Raw genomic sequence first — 17,434 nt, forward strand, 5'->3', positions numbered from 1 at the left:
GTGATGATGGACAACCAATATCAGTTGCTGACCACGCCCTTATCCGACCCGGCCTCCATCGCCGCGGCCTATATCGAGCTGACGGTGGAGGAGGGGCAGCCCGCAGGGCTGGGCTTCACATTGGCAGTGCCGCAGGGTTGGGTCTATCTGCCCCAGGGTGGACAGGCGCCGGACCAAACCACACCGGTCCAGCCGCTGGCCCTGTTCCGACCGGCAGTGGAAGGGGCCATGGGACAGGCCGCCGGGGCGGAACTGGTGGTGTGGTGTGCGCTGCTGGTGCGGGAAATCCATGCCGCCGACTGGCTGCGCGTCTGGGCCGCCTCCCAACATCTGGATGTGCTGGAAATGCGGGAGGTACCCAGCGCCCAGGGGCAGGTGGGCGATATGCTGGCCGGCAGCGCCACCAGCAACGGACCCCGGAAGCTGCATCGGATGATGGCCCTTCGCAACGGGCCGTGGCTGTACCTGCTGGATTACCGGTTTCAGGCTGGTGATCCCACCTTGGTTCAGGCCCGACAGGAGCCGGCTTTGCTGGCCGTCCGCCATTTTCGCCCCCTTGTACCGGCCCATAATCTTGATGCCGAACCAATGGGGGAACCTGTGCTTGCAGGCGTGGCACCAGTGATTTTCCGGTTGCCGACCTCCTGGCGGGTGGTAGCCTCGCCAGACTATCCGGCAGGTGGATCGGCCCTGATATTGACCGCCGCAAGGGGGGATGGCGCGCCATCTGGCCTGATGCTGGCGGTCAGGGGGGCGCCCGGTGCGGATGCGGCGGCGCTGGAAAATATCAGCATCGCCAAGCTGGTGAATAATGGTTATGAGATCGCAGCCGAAAGCCGGCCTGCGCCACCGATTGGGATCGCCACGGTCACTCAGCGCGATGCAGGGCGCCAGGGTGCGGCCTTGACCCTGCTGGCGGCGCGCGGCCAGATCGATGCTGCCCCTTTCAGCCTGATTTTACTGAGCCCGCCCCCGGATGCTTCCCTGGAGGCCTGGGCCATCAACCGGCGGGCCTTTGAAATAGCGGTGACCAGCCTTCGTCCTGTGCCACTGGATCCATGATGGCGGGCACGCATTTCTATCGCAGTGGTGACATGCCACTGCCCCAGGTCCTGCATGGCCACCTATGGCCGTTGGGCGCAGTGCGGGAGCAGCGTGCCTATCTGCTGCTGGATAGCGCCAGGGGTGGGGAGGCGATGGCGTGGCTGGAACGGCTGGCGGTTGATACCCAACCCTTCTCGCTGTTCCAGGGCGGCATGGCGCAGGCTTTGGGGGATGTCAGCCCCTACCTGCTGCCGGTGGCGGCAGAACGACCGGACTGGGCGGATCTGGTGCAGTCCCTTTGGCAGGGCGGGTGGGGCTTGTTCCTGACGGCAAGCGGGGCACCGCGCGATCTGGCCCGCCATCTGGCCGGTTTCGTCCTGCACAGCCTGCCAGCCCCGGACGGGATTGGCCAGCGCACGATGATATTCCGCTTCTGGGACGCGCGGGTGCTGCCCCTTTTCCTGACCAGTTGTCCGCCAGAAAGGTTAGAGCTTTTCCTGGGGCCGGTGGACGGCGTGTGGTTGCCCGCGCCGGATGGCGGGCTGGCTCATTATGGCCAGCGACCGGGCGGTGGCCTGCTATCCCGTCACTGGCCGCCCTTACCGGATAAAGGGGCCTGAGCAGCCGGTGGCTGCCAATCCGCAAGGGGTGGCCGCGCGGGCGGTGGCTCGATCAAAGGCGGGCGGATGCCATGTTCCGTCAGGAGCGTCAGTAATGCCGCGATCTGCCGGCGCAGCACCGCATCATCCTGGCGCAGGCCGGCATTATCTGCCGTCAGCACCTGGATGCGGTCGCCATAGGCGCGGATGATTTCCTGCTGCTCGCGGTCAGTGATGCGTTGTTCCATGGCCCGCATTTGATCGGCGGTGCGGGTTTTGTCGCGCAGATCCGCCATTGCTGCTTCATGGCTCTGACGTTGGGCTTCCAGGGCGGCTGCATGGGCCTGCGCCTGCTGGTCCAGGCGTTCTTCCAGCGCCTGGCGCATCTGGTCTGCGGCCCGGCCGCTATTCTGCCGCTGGAAAACGGCAAGCCCTGCCAGGCCCGGTAGCAGGATCACCAGGGCCGCCAGACCGGCCAGCAGATATTGCCCCCGCCGTCCCGATGGCCACCAGCGAAAGGGCGGCGCCTGGGCAGACGGGTCCACGGCAAGGCCCCGGAAGGTGGCAAGGCGGTGCAGAGGGATAAAGCCGGTCAACCCGCATATCATGATGGCGGTGACGGCCAGGACAAGGCGCCCGGCCTCCCCTTCCACCCAACCCAACAGATGCAGCATGTCATTTCCCCTTATCGCTGCGATCAGCCGGTAATGGCCCGCACCAGACCGAACAGGGCCAGGGTAACCAGGGCTGCCAGCCCCAGCAGGCCCAACCATTCCGCCAGCATGATCAGCATGAAATAGGCGGCACCCTTCTGCCGTCCGGCCATGGCTATGCCTGCCCCGGCGCCCACTGCCGCAGGTCCGGCACTGATTGGCATGCCCAGCAGGGCCAGCGGCGCCAGGCCGGCCAGGGTCGTCCCGGCAATCAATATGGCGCCCGCGGCACCCGGCTTCCCCAACCGACCTGTCAGGCGATGGGCGGTGCGGTAGCCGGCCAGCACGGTGCCGGCAGCGGTAGTCAGGATGATCGCCAGCATCAACCATGCGGCTCCGCTTGTACCCGCCAGGAATCCTGCCAGACCTTGCGTGTGCGCCTGCCGTTGGGCGACATGCAGCAGCAGCCCCACACTGGCAAGCGGGCCGATGGGTGTCGCCAGCCCCGCCAGGATCAGGCTGGCGGCGATGGCCGGGGGCCGATGCGCCATCTCGATCCCCGCCCGATCATTGGCAACCCAGAAGGGGCGGTGCCGGATGGCGACCCATTGCCCCAAGGTCAGCAGCGAAAAGCCGACACCCATTGTGGTGATGAGCACCGATCCCGATAAACCGGCCATGGTTCCGGCCAGCGCAAGCGTCGCTGCCCCCAGCGCCCCCATTTCCAGCGGTAATATCCAGGCCAGCCGGTCACGCGGGCGCACCCGACGCATCAGGATGCCATCTATCAGATGGCCCAAAGCCAGCCCACAGGGCAGCAGCAGCAAGGGCAGAACGAACGACGTCGCCAACCATTTCCATGCCATTCCATCGGGGGCCGGCATTGCCGTCAGAAAGGGGGACAAGACCAAGCTTCCCGCTGCCAGCGGTGCCAGCATGGGCAGGGTCCGCCCGGTCACCATGGCCAGCAGCAGGCAGGCCGCCTGTCCAGCCAGAAGGCACAGGGCGATATGTGATACCGGGATGATGGCCGGTATCGCCGTCGCGGGCAGCAGCATTGCCATCTTCTGCATCAGCAGGGCCGGTGCGCCAACCAGCACTCCACCTGCCAGGATGGCGAGGGCAGAGAGCAGCAGCAGCGACCGTTCCGGCAACAGGCCGGCGCCCAAAGCTGCTGCCAGCAGGGCACCGCCCTGGGTGGCGCCCCCGGCAAAGGCGGTGAGCAGGCAGAGCAACAGGCAGATGGTCAGGATCAGGTTGCTTTCCATCCCGCCCTCACGGTGCTGCCGGCGTGGCAAGCTGCAACAGATGCCGGTTGCTCTGTACCGTCACGCCTTCGGCGCGCAGGGCGGCCAGCCGTGTTTTCAGGACGGGAATGAAACTCTCCACCGTCTCATTCTGCCGGGCGGTGGGGAACAGGGGCTGGGGGGACCAGAGGGCCACGATCAGGTTGCGGCCCAGCCGGTCGGCCGGCAGGGTGAAGCCCACCTCATCATCGGCGGTGCGTTCCGCTGCCGGGCTGGCAACCGTTATATCGGTGGCGGGCGCCAGCACGGCGGCCGGCTCCGCCATTCGGTCGGCATGGGGATAGGGGTACATATGGGCGACCGCTCCATCGCTGTCGATGCCAATGACGGTCAGATAGCCTGCGCCCGCCCCCGTGGTGACTTTCATGGACAGTTCCGCCCCATCGGCAAAGGCCCTGTCCCCACCGGCAATCAGGATAGCGGGGATGCCGCCCCTGGCATTTGTCTCGGTGTCCAGCACCTGTTGAAGGGTGCAATAAGGTGGCGGTTCGACCGTCGCCGTGCTGCGCACGGCAGTGACGCCCTGGATTGCTTCCAGCCGTCGCGTGAGATCCGATAACTGGGCTGCATTCTGGCCATAACCTTCCAGATGAACCACCTGCTTTTCATCCAGCCGCGTTTGCAGATGGGCGCAGGACAGGCCCGTGACCGCATCGGCCACACGGGCGCGTAGATCGCCCGCTGGATCATAGAGCAACCAGAAAAGTCCCGCCCCCAACAACGCCACCGCCGCCAGACCTGCCAGTGCATAGGGCCACAGCGGCGCGCGGCGCACTGGCGGGTGGGGCGGTGGATTGGCAATGTCATAGGGCTGGCTGTGGATATGATGGCCGCCGATGATACTGGTGCCGGCAACGGGCGTCGTCGGCAAGCTAGGGACAAGGTTCTGTTTTTCCCGCTTCACATGCCCGCCGCGCCCGTCCGGATCGCTGATGGCATAAGTGCCGGCAAAACCTAGGCCCAGCGCGGTAAAATACACCTCCCGCACCTCCCGCTTCTCTGGCGGGCACTGATGGAGTTTTTCATAAAAATCATCGCCAAGGCTGTTCACGTTGAACATGGCCTTTTGCAGCCGGTTTTCCTGCGGCCACCAGGCATGATCAACACCAAAAAGATCGTCGATCCAGGCGACGATCGCCTCCGTGGCTTCCTTTATATCGGCCTGTGGCCAGCGGCTGGCGGGATCATGCCGTGCGTTCGGATCGGGTAGCAGACCACGCAATTCTGCGATCAGGGTTGTAGGGGCCGGCCTTTGATTTGAGGGCATTTCGTAAACCGCCAGCGTGCGGCGGATGGCGGGCAGGAATAGGGAGATTAGCCGTGTTTTCATCTGGATTTTTCCCGGCGGGTCAGCGGGGCGTCAGCCGGCAGGAAGCGGGTGAAGGCATCGCCGACATGGGGATGGCTGCCCGTATCCGCCGTGAAATAGACCGACCGGAGCGAGGCGGGCCGCGTGGCGGCGCTATCGGAAACCAGCATATCCACCAGCCGGGACAAGGCCGTGCATAGGGCGCTGAACTCCTCCACAAAAAGCCAGGCCTCAAGGGGCGGCTGTCCCTGTGGCGCTTCTAACAGATAGCCCAGGCGCAAGGCGTGCAGCCGCTCCAGAAGCCTGTCCATGGCCATGGTGAAGGCGGCGGGACCGGTGCCACCACTGATCGGCGGGTCGAACCGGTGCCCCAGGGCCTGCTGGGCGCTGTCACGTCCCATATGGCCGAAGAACCATTCATAACCGCGCAACCGGTCGCAACCGCTCACCACCAGATGGACCGGGATATTCATGCCCAATGTCTGCCGCGCCTCAAACGCCAGGGCGCGCATATGCCGCCCCAGTCGTTCCGCTTCCTGATCGCTCAGGGGCACGGAAACCACCATCACCAGCCCATCCAGCGGTCGGTGGCGGCGGCGTTCCAGCAGCAGCGTCATTGCCGCTTCCATCTGGCGCCATGCCTGCGGATTATCACTGGTACAAAGCAGGTCATGTGCCAGTTCGATGATGATGCATTGGCGCAGGTGCCACCAGCGCCAGCCGGCTCCATCTGCCGGCATCGCCGCATGGTCGGGGCTGTCGGCGCGGGCCTGTTCCAGAAGATGGGTTGTCCGGTCGGCCTGGGTGCCGGCCATCAGGAACCAAGGCTTGTCGTAAAGCGGATCGGTGCCGTCACGGCTCGGTCCCGCCCGGCGCAGGCGCTTGGCTTCATCCTTGATGATGCTTTCCATCCGGGACAACCGCACGTCGCCATTTTCGGCACCGACGGGGGGAATGCTGGGCTCCTGCATAGGAGGATGTCCTTCAATCATAAGGGGATCAACCGGTGGTGCGGACCAGCAGCACCATGTCGTCCACAGCCAGCGCATCGGCCATGTAGCGGATCTGTCCGGTCTGGCCGATCCGCTGCCAGAGCGGGTTTGTCTGGTCGATGCGCAGGCAGACGGTGTGGGCGCGGGGTGGCAGGTCTCCCGGCGGGGCGCTTTGCAGCTTCAGCGGCACGCCACGCAGGTTGCGGGCGATGGCATCGTTCAGGGCTGCTGCTTCCACCAGCTTGCCATGGTCCACCAGGGCGGTCTGAAGCTGTTCTTCCGCCAGGGCGGTATCGACCAGCAGGTAATAGCGGGCATGGGCATTGCCGAAAAAGGCAGGTGGGATGGCGGCACCAAAGGCTCTTCCGTCATAGGCCAGCCGCACCTCATCCTCATTGCTGATAGAAAGTCCGGTGACGATCCGCCGGATCATCTGCACCAGGGGCGTGAAACTGCCAGTCAGATCGCCATGGTCATAGGTGATCCGCTCTGTGGTCCCTTGCCGGCCCGGCATATCGCCCAGGGCATCCAGATCGGGCGTGAAGGTGGACAGTTCGGCCAGGATCAGCCGCAAGGCATGGTGAAGCTGGCGGGGATGGGCCTTTTCATCCTCCATCATGACTGACAGGCTGCCCCAGGCGCGGTTCAAGGCCAGCAGGATGACATGACGCATCACATCCTGGCTGCGGCTGGCCTGGCCTTGCACGACGGCTTCCGATTTCAGGCTGGCAAATTCCCGTGTGCGCTGATGGATCAAGTCGCGCAGGTCCGATGCCATCTGCCGCAAGGCGGGAGAGGCGGCGATATGCAGGCATGACGGGATGAATCCCGCCGCTGGCACCAGCGCCCCATCCGCCTTCAGGTCCAGCCGGGCGATTTCCAGATATTCCCAATCCGCGAGGGCGGCGGCTTCCGGATCGCCGTCCACGATCAGGCGTACATAATGGTCGGCATAATGGATAATGGCCTTGTCGCCGGCCTGGGGTTCGTAAAGGTCGGCATGGTCGCTGTGCCGGCGGATGAAGCGGCGGGGCGTGGTGTTGGGGCGGTGTAGCGCCTCTTCATCCAGGATGTTGGCGGCGGCGGGGTCGGCGCGCGGCAGGGCCAGGTAAAGGCTGATGCTGCCCGCCCCGCCCCGTTGGCCGGAAAGCTGGCGCACTGGCAGCATCGCATTGCCATCGGCGACATCAACACCCCCCCGGATCAGGGTGCCTTCTCGCGTGATCACCTCGCAGGCCGCCACCTCCAGCGTGCCGACGGCCAGTGCGGCAGCGCGCAGTGACAGGCTGGCCACGCCCCAGCCATCGGGGGCCACGGCGCGCATCCAGGCCCGCAGGCGCTGTTGCTGGTGCCAGTCCTGACGCTGGAAATGCTGCGGCGTGAGGTACAGCCCTTCGTTCCAGAAAATGGCACGGCCGACGGACATGCGGTGGTTCCCCTCTGATGTCAAATGATGGTGGTGGACGGCGACATGACATGGTCGTCGCACAGGTCGCGGTTGGGGTGCCGGCGCAGCCAGACCATGCCCAGCCGGGAGGGCAACTCCCCCGCTGGCCCCAGGCGCTGGGGGTGCAGCACCGTCTGGGCCAGGATGAAGCGCAGGCGGATATCCAGGCCCAGACGCAGATAATCCCGCGCGAAAGCCAGCAGCCGTCCGGGCGCCCCGTTTCCCGACAGGCGCAGATAATCCGCGCGTTCCAGGGGCCCGATCTGGATGGTCAGGGCGGATTGGATATCGTGCATGCGGGCGCCCAGCATCGTGCCTTGCCCCAGGCCGGGCCGCCCCTGGTGCCGACCCTGCGGCAGCAGGCGGGTGCGGGCATGGGGTGGGGTGGGCGGTTGGGTGTGGGTGAACTCCGCCACTGCTACTGGCACACCCAGCACAGCGGTCAGGATTTGCGCCAGCCCCTTGGCGGAACGGGCCCTATGCGACATCAAACCCGCGAAATAGCGGGTACAATCCGGCGGGATCGGGCTTGCTCCCCCCTCACCTTGAGGGGTGGTGGGGCTGAGATGCCCGGCCAGCGCCGCCATCAGCGGCCCCAGGCCGGCCCCCCGTTCCGCCAGGACAGCGAAGGCGGTGCGTTCCCAGACCTTGTATTCCAGCCACAGCAGCCTTTCATGCAGCAGATCGAAAAACCCGGTTGCCGCCGTGTCTTCCCGCTGGTCCCGCTGCAACAGAAAGGCGCTGTAGGGGCGTGGCATCACGCCCGCCTGCCCGGTCAGACCGGGCATATTGGTAAGAATGACTGGCGGCTTGTTCCCATCAGCCATGATCGCCTGGACGGGCGCTGCGGCAAAACCCAGCCGAGGTGCTATCCGGAAGCGCACCGGCGCGGGCATGTCTGCGCGCATGGCCTCCTCCCGCGGCTGGCGCCGAAGCAGAAGCCGCACCGCCTGAAACAGGCTGAACCGATGCGGCGTCCCAGACAGGGTACTGGTCAAAGGGCTGGCATCATGCCCGGACGGGACGGCCATGTCAGAAGCGCCCCTTCGCGCTGGCTGGATTGGATGGTCAGGCGGACATGGCTGTTGGCCCCGGCGTAAAGCGCAAGGAACCGGCTCAGCACATGGGCGAAGATGCTGGCGCTCTCCCCTGGAAAGGCCTGTTCGTCCAGCGTGATGCGGATATGAGTCCCCCGGCAGGCGACCTGCCGGCCACGAAAGGGCAGCAGATCCACCACCGCTTCACTTTCCACCATCCGGATGGCGTTGATCTGGCGGTCGATCTCTCCCCGGGCATGGGGTTGGGCGGTGGGATCATGGATATTATAAAGCCGCAGCATCTGGCGCAGGGCCTCGCCGGCACCTTCCAGCAGGCTGGATCGGTTCAACCCCAGATGCGCGGTCAGGCGCCAGCCGCGCTGCCGGTCCCCAAGCGGGGTGATGGGCGCCGGCACCAGCGGCAATGGCCGGCGCAGGGCGCGCAGGCGTATCCCTGCGCCACCGCTTCCGGTAAAGTCGCTGTCGCTACCCAGGGACAGGCGGCTTGGCAGATCGCCATTGCTGCAAAGGATACCGATGGCCAGCATGTCACCGATCTGGCTCTCGGCCTGCCGTCCTGGCTCGACAAGCTGGATTTCGATCCCGCTTTCCATATCCGGCCCTGTGGCGGGGGCGGCGACCCAGTAGGTTCGGCGCTTTACCGGGGGGGCCTGTTTACGGGCATGATGGTCGCCATGCAGGGGCAGGATTTCCTCTTCCGTCACCGCTCCCTGCTGCTTCAACCGTTTTACATCCTGGATGGCATGGACCTGATAGGCCCATGGCCGGCGCAGATCGGGGGCTACGGGATAGGTTGGCCGGGCCGGATCCAGCCGGACCGGTTCTGCCCGGCGGCTGAACAGGTTGACCAGGGGCACGCAGTTGGGGGCCAATGTTCCAACCTCCACCATCCGGCACAGCCGGTCACACCATTCTTCCCCCCGTCCTTCCCGCAACGGGATCAGCAGGTCCAGGCTGCTTTCCTCTGCCGCCGGAATGGGCAGCCCTTTCAAGTCAATGAAGCGGAAGCGGTCGGGGAACAGGAAATATTCAAACAGCAGCCCATGGGCGGCATGGATGCGGGGATCGGTGGCAAAGGCCATGTCATCGCCGTCAAATCCGACGGGCTGGATGCTGATTCCTGGGGCGGGTACGCCCTGTGGCTGCGGGCCACCGGCCAACCGCACCTGACCATCCGCCGCCAGCAGCAGATCATAGAGACGGCCTGCAATCTGGGGATCGGCATCAATGAAAAGCCGCATCCCATCCAGTGCGAATTCCCGAAGGGAGCGACCAGGGGGCGCTTGTAGTTCCAGCCGCAGGATAAGATTGGCATCACCGGGAAGCGGCATGCCATAGGCAGCTGCCCGGCGGACTACGCTCGTTCGCACGGCGACAGGGGAAAGCTCCAACGGGTAAGCCGTGCGAAACCGGCAGGTGAAGCCCTCCATCAGTTTCGATCCCGTCAGGGGGCGTGCCTCCACCATGCTGTGCCTGGGCAGGCATCCCCCCCGGCCATCTGCTGCCGGCACCAATTGCGCAATCAGGCGTGATGGCACCGGCTGCGTGAAATGGGGAAAAAGCTGTGCCGCCAGTCCTTCCAGAACCTCCCCATATTGATCATCGATACGGCCATGCAGGCGTCCGGCCAGCAGGGCCACGGATTCGATCAACCGCTCCACATGCGGGTCGGCGGTGCCATCACCGGACAATTCCAGTTGGCCGGCCACGGCGGGGTGCTGCTGCGCGTAATGCCGCGACAGGCGACGCAGCGTCATCAATTCCCGCTCGTAATAGACAAGCAGCCGATCCGTCATGACAACCTGTCCTCACCCATTGGTTCTACCCGGACAGGACCGGCAATGGGCCAAAGCGGGAGGCGCAGGGCCAGGGGGCGGGGAGGAATACCCACATGACCTTCAATCACCAGTCCCCCTTCGTCCTGATGCTGATAAGCCGTAACCGTGAGGGCGGTCAGCCGCGGTTCCGCCCCCTTCAGCAGGGAAAGCACCTGACGGCGCAGCCCCTCCAGCCCGGCGGCGGTATAGGGGCCGGGCGTGATGGGAAGCGGCAAGGCCTGGAATGGTGCCGTGTGGCGGGAGGCCGGGCCGGCGGCCTTGTCAGGGGGCAGGAAACAGGGTTGGGTCAGCACCATCGTGATTTCTGCTGCCAAAAGGGCGGCTGGTTCTACGCCATTGTGATCCGTGATGCCGGCATCAATCGCCCGTTCAGGATTGGTCAGCCGATGCAGCAGCGAAGGGAAGGAAAGTGCTTGATCAAGGCGGGGCATGGGCCGGTGGTCCTGCTGGCAAGGGAGGCGTCAACGCGGCAGATTGGTCCAGGCATCCCAGGAGAAGCTGACAGTGCCCATAGATTGGAGCTTGCCGACAAAGCTGTAGGTCCAGGCGATGGCGCGGTAGCGCAGATGGATCGTTTCCATCGCCGGCTGGGTTCCTTCCTGTAAGCCATCGGCAAGGGCCAGGCGTGGCCTGACCCGCCGCACCAGGACGTCGCGAAGCTGGTAGCGCATGAACACATCGCGGCTGTTGGCCGTATCGCAAAGGGACACGGTGACATCCGGCAGGTGCTGTCCCGTGCAGCAGACATGGGCCAGGGCCGGCGACAGATCGTCGATCCGCTTGATGCAGCAGAAGTCACCATGCTGGGTCCGCCCGGCGCTGCCTTCCAGACCCGACATGCCAGCGCTGCCGATGGAGGGTAGTTCCAGGTCATGGTCAAATCCCAAAAGGCGCACGGCACCGGGGTGCTGCGCGTCAACGGTCTGGGCTTCCAGGCCGGCTATTTTCAGGAACGCATTATGGGACATGGCGAATCCTTGCGCGATCCCGCCGAATGCTGGCGGCGCCAGTCGGAATATTATGTGGAATAAAGAAGTTATTTATAACTTATAGGTTATGCGATCTGCGTCAACGTAGATTTTATAAATTTCATATATTGATGAATATAAATTTTTATTTTATAATAATATCAGAATACAAGTATAGTCATGAATTCAAGTTTAATCAAGTTGCTATTATGCAACGTAATTCGGATTTATTTTTCTACATTCGTTAATGTTTATTTGTGCCTCTTTTTATTCCGTTGGGTTGATGAGATGTTGCGCCGCATCCATTGATCGGTGTGGGGTAGGGGCATGAAGAAGCGTATCGGCAAGAAGGCCGCCCGTTTGCTTGTTCTGTTGGGGATGGCCGGTTTGATCGGAGCGGGAACGCCCGCATCGGCTGATATCCTGATATTGACGCATGGAGATCGTGCGGGCGGAAGCAATATTCCCATCCCGGAATGGGTGGGCGGGCTCCGCGACACGATGGGGGAATTATCGTATCAGGTTGTTATATCTTCGGAATTACCACAGGATTCAGCACGATTCAGCCAAGTCTGGGATCTTCGATTCAGTGATTTTGAGAACAGTTTCTCTGCCGCTGAAAGCTATATAAAACAAGGTGGGTCTTACATTTTTATCGGCGAACATAGAGGGTTCGCGGGCAGAAATGAAACCATCGTGAATAAGATTAGGGAACTGGGAGGTGGTGATCTTTCCTTCGTAACCCCTCCCAATGTGCAGACTGTTAAATTGGTAGGGAAAGACGTTCCCCCAATTGTGGATTTTGATGCTTCCAATAATTATGATGGCGCCAAAGCCTTTGGTGGATCCACTACGCCTGGTGCCGGCTTTTTTGTGACGGTCGGGGATGAGCTTAACGGTGTGGTGACCGGGGGGACGATCATCGGTTTCAACCCCGGCCAACTCGCCAATGCGCCGGCGGGCTCTGCCATGGTTATCTTCGACAGCAATATGTTCGACCGGACCGATCCGACTCTGACGGCGTTGACCGCTGCCATTGTCCAGTATCTGGACGGTTCCCTGACCCAGAAAGTCTCTGCTGAACTGGCCCAGGAAAGTCTTTCCGCCCAGAATCAGGTGGTGGTCCGTTCGCTGGTGCGCAGTATCGCAGCGCGGATCAGCGCCCTGCGGGGGGACACGGGATTGAGGCAGGCAACGCCGGTTTCCACGGGTGCCACGGGTCTCTCGGGCGGTGATGGGGCCGGATGGGACCTTTCCAATATCGGTATGTGGGGTGATCTTACCCGGTCGGAAACGGCGGCCACTGGTGATTTCCGGGTGGAGGGCAAGGTGACCACGCTGATGGCGGGCGTGGATTATGTTCCCAGGGGTGATCTGGCGCTGGGGCTGGCCTTCACCTATGAACGGGGGCGGAGCGATTTCAGCGTCGATGGCGGAGCTGAGAGCGATACCTATATGGGGTCGCTCTATGGCGTTTATTCTCCCCTTTCCTGGCTGCAGGCGTTCGGTCTTGCCAGCCTTGGCAAGGGGGACAACAGCCTGACCAGCCTTCAATTAGGGAACCGCGTGACAGGCGATTTTGATTCCACTCGTTTCCTTGGGTCGTTGGGTGCGCGGGCCTTTCACGACGCGCCCCTGGACACAGCCGGACAGCACCGGATGACATTGAGCGGCGGGTTGAACTACAACTATGCCATTGACTGGCTGGATGATTACACCGCCAGCAACAACCGTCCGGTGGACCAGGGCAATCTGATCCTGAGCCAAGTGGTCGCCTCTTTCGAGGCGGCATATCTGATGGGGCAGGTGCAGCCCTATATCGGTGTGGCCCTGGAACATGACCTGATCAACAGCAGCCTGTCTGACAAAACCGGTGGTGTTGTCAATCTGGGTGCGCGTCTGACCTTGGCGGCCCAGATGACAGCCAGCCTGGATTTCTCCCAGCAGGTACGCCGGGAAGGCAGCCGGTCGCAGTCTCTGGCCGCCAGCTTCCGCTATCGCTTCTGATCGGGTGGGGGGATCGCGTGATGCTGCGTTATCGCTGGATCGTTCTGGCCACCGGCCTGCTTGTGCTGGGGCTGATGGTGCAAACGGCCATGGCACAGCGTTTTCCCGGTGCGGGGCCGGGGACGGCAGTCGGGGTGACGACCCGCGCTTTTTCCACTCAGGCCCGCCAGCTTCTGCGCCCGGAACTGGTTATTCGCAGCGGCCGCCCCCCTGCCATCGTTGGCCTTGCTGGTGTCACCGGTCAGGATCGGTTCGCCATCCTGACCGGTGATGGCGGCATCCGGCTGTGGGATATGCGGATCGGGGCGCAGATTCAGTTTCTGCGTCCGCCCCCCGGCATTGACAGGGTGGCGCTGGGCGATGGCGGGCTATGGATGGTGCTGCGTGATGATGCCGGCACCGCCTTGTTCTGGCGCCAGACGGCCCCGGCAGATTTCATCCCCCTGTCTCTCAAGGGTGTTACCGCCTTGACAGGGCAACCGGACGGGCCTGTCTTGGTGGCAACGGCGCAGGATGGTCTGTTTCTGCTGGATGCCGATGGTATCCCCCAACCAGTATCGGGTGCCCCCCAGGGGGTGACCCACCTCGCGGCGGCTGGCAGTGGTGCTGTACTTGCGGGGGCGGCCAATGGGGCCGTTTGGCATCTGCGGGTGGGTGAAGGGACGGTCCAGCTTATCGACCAATGGCGCCTGTCCGGCCCGGTCGCGGCGCTGACAGCCGATGGCACGGGGGTGATGCTGGCGGCGGCGCAGAACGGTGTGCTGACGCGGCTGTCGCCTGGTGGTGCCGTCGCCTGGACCCTTGAGACGGGGCAATCCATCACATCCCTGGCTTTGGCGCCGGGGGGGCTGGGTTTCGGGCGGGCTGGAGACGCAACGGTTAGTTTTCAGGTCGATGATGGCCGTTCCGGCCCGGCCCCAACCCTTGCCGGTGCCACAACGGGCGACCTCCTGGCGACGGTCCGTGGCACTATCCTGGCGGCGGGTAATGATGGTCGGGTTACCCTGGTGGATGGAAGAACGGCAGAAGGAATGGCCGATATCCATATAACGGCCACTAATTGGGCTGTGATCGACCGGGCGGGGCGCTTTGATGGAACCGCAGAGATTGCCCGGGACTTCGCCTGGCGTCTGGGCCAGCGTGATATCGACCTTGTCGCATTCAGTGAAAAATGGTTCGAGCCGGGCCTGGCAGCCCGCTATCTGTCTGCCGGCATAGCACCGCTGGCGACCACCCCGCCTGCCACGCCGGAGCAAGGGTTTGAGCTGCCGCCAGAGGTGCGTCTGTCCCTTTCCGACAGGCCTGCATCCGATAGCGACAGGGTGATGTTGAAGGTGGAAGCCATTTTTGCCCAGCCCCCTGCCAATGCTGCGGTACCCCGGTTACGTCTCAGGCGGGGCGAACGGCTATTGGATATGGGGGCGCTGCCGGCGCCGGATGTCAGCGATGGGGGCAAGGTCTTCACCTGGCAAATCCCCGCCCCGCTGGCGGTGGGGGAAAACCGCTTTGCGGCGCTGGTTGCCGGCTGGGGGGAGGTGGAGGTGGCTTCCCCCAGCCTGACGCTGAATCGGGAGGGGGAGACGGCACCCGGTCGCCTGCTGTTCGCCGCCATGGGCATTGATGCTTATGGTACGCCGGCTCTGTCGCGCCTTCTTTATTCTGGCAGTGATGCCGCCCATCTGCGGGATATTTTCGCCGGGAACGGCAGCCCCATGCCCGTCTATTCCCACCCGGATATGGTGTTACGCGACACGCGGACCAGGATGGTCGATATCCACACGCTGTTCAACGGGATGGAACAGGCACGCCCGCAAGATGTGGCGATCATTGCGCTGGTGGGACATGGGGCTTTCTACCAGGGGCAATGGTTCTTTCCGTCTTCCGAGGTGCGACGGGACGATCTGTCCGATTTGCCAACCTATGGTCTTTCCGCCACCCAACTGGCGGAAAAACTGTCCCGAATTCAGGCAGGGCGGATCGTTCTCATCATTGATGCCTGTTATTCCGGCGCGGTGCTTGATGTGTTGAATGCCTTCAGCCAGCGCCGCCTGTTGAACCGGGTGTCGCAGGATACGGGTGTTGTCATCCTGGCGTCGGCCAGCAGCGCAGAGCAGTCCCACCAATATGAGGGGCTCAAGATGGGCATCTTCTCCTACATCCTGCTTTCAGGCGTGAAGGCGGATATGACCGGGTTTTACCCCGCAGATGTTAGCCCACGTGATGGCAAAGTGATGCTGCGCGAACTGTCGGATTATACGCGGCAATGGGTGCCAGCCTTGGCGGCCCTGGCGATGGATAAGACCAGGATGATGGGTGCCGGTACGGGCACCAACACAATGCAAACCCCGGTCCTGGCGGCAGCGGGTGCCGATTTCCAGGTGCGGTGACGTTCCATGAGGGGCTGCCGGCTGTTGCCATTTTTGCTGGGGCTTTGCCTGTCAGCCTGCGTGGCCGCGCCCCCTCTGGGCCATCGGGCGCACCGGCTGGGTGGGGCCATCCTCACGCTGCCTGCGGGGCCGTTCGATCTTAAAGCCATCCTCCGGTGCGCAGAACCGGGGCCCGAGCCGTTGCTTGTCTTCATTGAGGGGGATGGGCGGGCATGGCGTGATCGCGCCCATCCTTCTGATGATCCCACACCTTTGGACGATACGCTGATTCAGGTGATGGCGGCGATGAATACGCCCTGTGCCGCCTACCTTGCCCGGCCCTGCCAATATGATGTGCCAGGAAGGGGGTGCGATGCACGCTACTGGACCAGCCATCGTTTTGCGCCCGAGGTGATCGCTGCCATGGGGCAGGCGGTGGATGGGTTGAAGCTCGCTACCGGTCGCAACATGGTCGTTTTCATCGGCTATTCCGGTGGTGGAGCGGTTGTGGTCCTGCTTGCAGCCCGGCGACGGGATGTGGCTGGGCTGGTGACGCTGGCGGGGGTGCTGGATCACAGGGCGTGGACAGGACATCATCATGTCAGCCCGCTGGACGGATCATTGAATCCTGTGGATGTGGCCCCGGCACTGGGGAATATTTCACAACTGCATTTGCAAGGGGCAACCGATGAAACGGTGCCGCCCGCGACCATGGATGGTTTCTTCAACAGCCTGCCGGCTGGCAGTCCTGCGACCCGTCTGATCCTCCCCGCAACCGGCCATGATGGGCCCTGGGCCCGGTCTCTCATCCACCATCTTCCCAAATGGGCCGGGGCAGGGTAGGTGTCGTTCAAACGCTTTGTTCGGGAAGAATCATGGCCAAGCTCGTCATCCTCGGCAGCATCAATGTCGATATCCTCGCCACCATGCAGCGCGCGCCCAAAGGGGGCGAGACGGTGAATGGGGAGACGGTTAACCTGATGCCGGGCGGCAAGGGGCTGAACCAGGCTGTCGCCGCGGTGCAGCAGGGGGTGGCAGTAGCCTTTGCCGGACGGATCGGCCGCGACCTCTTCGGGGACCAGATTGTCGCCTTTTTCCAGGAAAAGGGTATCGCTGCCAGCCTGATCCGCAGCGACAGCCGCGCCACCGGCAATGCGCTGATCATGGTGGATGCGACGGCGGAAAACCGGATTGTGGTTATCCCGGCGGCCAATCTGGAAGTTACCTCGGCCGATGCGGATGGCATTGATATTGACGCCGGCGATATCGTGGTCAGCCAGTTTGAGGTGCCGCGGCCTGCCATTGCTGCCCTGTTCGCCCGTGCCCGTGCTGCCGGTGCCCGGACATTGCTGAATGCAGCTCCGGCGCTGGACGATGCATCTGACAGCCTCTGGTACGACACCGACCTGCTGGTGGTGAACGAGACGGAACTGGGCCATTTCGCTGGCGTCGAACTGGCCGAGGATGCGACGGAAGCCGATGTGGCCGCTGCGGCCCGCCGCCTGTTCCGCCGGCCCGGCCAGACCGTGATTGCCACGCTGGGCGTGCGGGGCGCCCTGGCGGTGACTGCCGATGCCATCACGGCCGTGCCGGGCCGCAAGGTAAAAGCCATCGATACGACCGGCGCCGGGGATTGCTTCGTTGGTAGTCTGGCTGCGCGGCTGGCGGCGGGGGACGATCTGGCGGTCGCCATGCGCTATGCCAATGTCGCCGCTTCCATTGCCTGCACCCGTGTCGGCACCGGCACGGCGATGCCGACAGCGGCGGAAGTGCGGGCAGCATTGGGATAAGGCAATCCCAATCTGCACTTTCCGCTTGGGAGCAGCAGCAGGGCTGGGTAGTCTGT

The 17,434-nt window shown here is 63.6% G+C and carries 15 protein-coding genes; 6 read left to right on the forward strand and 9 right to left on the reverse strand.

The window, feature by feature from the left end; all coding sequences use genetic code 11:
• Positions 1-3: 3 nt before the first annotated feature.
• Together G473_RS0110610 and G473_RS0110615 are read left to right on the forward strand one after the other, a co-directional pair.
• Positions 4-1,062, forward strand: a complete 1,059-nt coding sequence (locus G473_RS0110610; protein WP_029013076.1) for a hypothetical protein — start codon at positions 4-6, stop codon at positions 1,060-1,062.
• Entirely contained in the window at positions 1,059-1,664 is a 606-nt protein-coding gene (locus G473_RS0110615) for a DUF4123 domain-containing protein (protein ID WP_084437903.1), read from the forward strand. The genes G473_RS0110610 and G473_RS0110615 overlap by 4 nt, the downstream gene beginning before the upstream one ends.
• Here G473_RS0110615 and G473_RS0110620 read toward each other — a convergent pair.
• Genes G473_RS0110620 through G473_RS0110660 form a run of 9 tightly spaced genes read right to left on the reverse strand, consistent with a single transcriptional unit; the run spans position 1,631 to position 11,215 of the window.
• Entirely contained in the window at positions 1,631-2,317 is a 687-nt protein-coding gene (locus tag G473_RS0110620) for a hypothetical protein (RefSeq protein ID WP_029013078.1), read from the reverse strand. The two genes, G473_RS0110615 and G473_RS0110620, sit on opposite strands and share 34 nt — an antisense overlap.
• Before the next feature lie 23 nt (positions 2,318-2,340).
• The gene (locus G473_RS0110625; RefSeq protein WP_029013079.1) at positions 2,341-3,564 is read right to left on the reverse strand and encodes a hypothetical protein; all 1,224 of its coding nucleotides are present in this window, start codon (positions 3,562-3,564) and stop codon (positions 2,341-2,343) included.
• A 7-nt stretch (positions 3,565-3,571) separates the two neighbouring features.
• Complete coding sequence (locus G473_RS29220; protein ID WP_029013080.1) at positions 3,572-4,933, reverse strand: DotU family type IV/VI secretion system protein; 1,362 nt, start codon at positions 4,931-4,933, stop codon at positions 3,572-3,574.
• On the reverse strand, positions 4,930-5,883 hold the full coding sequence (locus G473_RS0110635; protein WP_029013081.1) for a type VI secretion system protein: 954 nt from the start codon (positions 5,881-5,883) through the stop codon (positions 4,930-4,932). Before G473_RS0110635 ends, G473_RS29220 begins: the two co-directional genes overlap by 4 nt.
• A gap of 28 nt (positions 5,884-5,911) precedes the next feature.
• Positions 5,912-7,330: a type VI secretion system baseplate subunit TssK gene (gene tssK / locus G473_RS0110640; protein ID WP_029013082.1), complete on the reverse strand. Its 1,419-nt coding sequence runs from the start codon at positions 7,328-7,330 to the stop codon at positions 5,912-5,914.
• 20 nt (positions 7,331-7,350) lie between these two features.
• Positions 7,351-8,382, reverse strand: a complete 1,032-nt coding sequence (tssG, locus tag G473_RS0110645; RefSeq protein ID WP_029013083.1) for a type VI secretion system baseplate subunit TssG — start codon at positions 8,380-8,382, stop codon at positions 7,351-7,353.
• Positions 8,346-10,205 (reverse strand): type VI secretion system baseplate subunit TssF, encoded by a 1,860-nt coding sequence (gene tssF, locus G473_RS0110650; RefSeq protein ID WP_029013084.1) that lies wholly within the window; start codon positions 10,203-10,205, stop codon positions 8,346-8,348. Before tssF ends, tssG begins: the two co-directional genes overlap by 37 nt.
• Positions 10,202-10,678 carry a hypothetical protein gene (locus tag G473_RS0110655; protein ID WP_029013085.1) on the reverse strand — a complete coding sequence of 159 codons (477 nt, stop codon included), beginning with the start codon at positions 10,676-10,678 and terminating at the stop codon, positions 10,202-10,204. The genes tssF and G473_RS0110655 overlap by 4 nt, the downstream gene beginning before the upstream one ends.
• 30 nt (positions 10,679-10,708) lie before the next feature.
• Positions 10,709-11,215 (reverse strand): Hcp family type VI secretion system effector, encoded by a 507-nt coding sequence (locus G473_RS0110660; protein WP_084437907.1) that lies wholly within the window; start codon positions 11,213-11,215, stop codon positions 10,709-10,711.
• 873 nt (positions 11,216-12,088) lie between these two features.
• On the opposite strand from G473_RS0110660, the gene G473_RS0110670 reads away from it, so the two are divergent.
• The 4 genes from G473_RS0110670 to G473_RS0110685 all read left to right on the forward strand — a co-directional run bounded on the left by G473_RS0110670 (position 12,089) and on the right by G473_RS0110685 (position 17,378).
• The gene (locus G473_RS0110670) at positions 12,089-13,222 is read left to right on the forward strand and encodes an autotransporter outer membrane beta-barrel domain-containing protein (RefSeq protein WP_210163278.1); all 1,134 of its coding nucleotides are present in this window, start codon (positions 12,089-12,091) and stop codon (positions 13,220-13,222) included.
• A 20-nt stretch (positions 13,223-13,242) separates the two neighbouring features.
• Positions 13,243-15,609 (forward strand): WD40 repeat domain-containing protein, encoded by a 2,367-nt coding sequence (locus G473_RS0110675; protein ID WP_029013088.1) that lies wholly within the window; start codon positions 13,243-13,245, stop codon positions 15,607-15,609.
• 180 nt (positions 15,610-15,789) lie between these two features.
• Entirely contained in the window at positions 15,790-16,431 is a 642-nt protein-coding gene (locus tag G473_RS26330; RefSeq protein ID WP_154667356.1) for an alpha/beta fold hydrolase, read from the forward strand.
• Between the two features lie 32 nt (positions 16,432-16,463).
• The gene (locus tag G473_RS0110685) at positions 16,464-17,378 is read left to right on the forward strand and encodes a ribokinase (protein WP_029013089.1); all 915 of its coding nucleotides are present in this window, start codon (positions 16,464-16,466) and stop codon (positions 17,376-17,378) included.
• Positions 17,379-17,434: the final 56 nt, after the last annotated feature.

Origin of the sequence: Niveispirillum irakense DSM 11586, assembly GCF_000429645.1 — a bacterium.
GTDB lineage: Bacteria > Pseudomonadota > Alphaproteobacteria > Azospirillales > Azospirillaceae > Niveispirillum > Niveispirillum irakense.

Excerpts from the sequence above, each read along its gene's own strand:
- G473_RS0110610 (WP_029013076.1), top strand. The coding sequence starts at position 4 with ATGATGGACAACCAATATCAGTTGCTGACCACGCCCTTATCCGACCCG.
- G473_RS0110615 (WP_084437903.1), top strand. The coding sequence starts at position 1,059 with ATGATGGCGGGCACGCATTTCTATCGCAGTGGTGACATGCCACTGCCC.
- G473_RS0110620 (WP_029013078.1), bottom strand. The coding sequence starts at position 2,317 with ATGCTGCATCTGTTGGGTTGGGTGGAAGGGGAGGCCGGGCGCCTTGTC.
- G473_RS0110625 (WP_029013079.1), bottom strand. The coding sequence starts at position 3,564 with ATGGAAAGCAACCTGATCCTGACCATCTGCCTGTTGCTCTGCCTGCTC.
- G473_RS29220 (WP_029013080.1), bottom strand. The coding sequence starts at position 4,933 with ATGAAAACACGGCTAATCTCCCTATTCCTGCCCGCCATCCGCCGCACG.
- G473_RS0110635 (WP_029013081.1), bottom strand. The coding sequence starts at position 5,883 with ATGCAGGAGCCCAGCATTCCCCCCGTCGGTGCCGAAAATGGCGACGTG.
- tssK (WP_029013082.1), bottom strand. The coding sequence starts at position 7,330 with ATGTCCGTCGGCCGTGCCATTTTCTGGAACGAAGGGCTGTACCTCACG.
- tssG (WP_029013083.1), bottom strand. The coding sequence starts at position 8,382 with ATGGCCGTCCCGTCCGGGCATGATGCCAGCCCTTTGACCAGTACCCTG.
- tssF (WP_029013084.1), bottom strand. The coding sequence starts at position 10,205 with ATGACGGATCGGCTGCTTGTCTATTACGAGCGGGAATTGATGACGCTG.
- G473_RS0110655 (WP_029013085.1), bottom strand. The coding sequence starts at position 10,678 with ATGCCCCGCCTTGATCAAGCACTTTCCTTCCCTTCGCTGCTGCATCGG.
- G473_RS0110660 (WP_084437907.1), bottom strand. The coding sequence starts at position 11,215 with ATGTCCCATAATGCGTTCCTGAAAATAGCCGGCCTGGAAGCCCAGACC.
- G473_RS0110675 (WP_029013088.1), top strand. The coding sequence starts at position 13,243 with ATGCTGCGTTATCGCTGGATCGTTCTGGCCACCGGCCTGCTTGTGCTG.
- G473_RS0110685 (WP_029013089.1), top strand. The coding sequence starts at position 16,464 with ATGGCCAAGCTCGTCATCCTCGGCAGCATCAATGTCGATATCCTCGCC.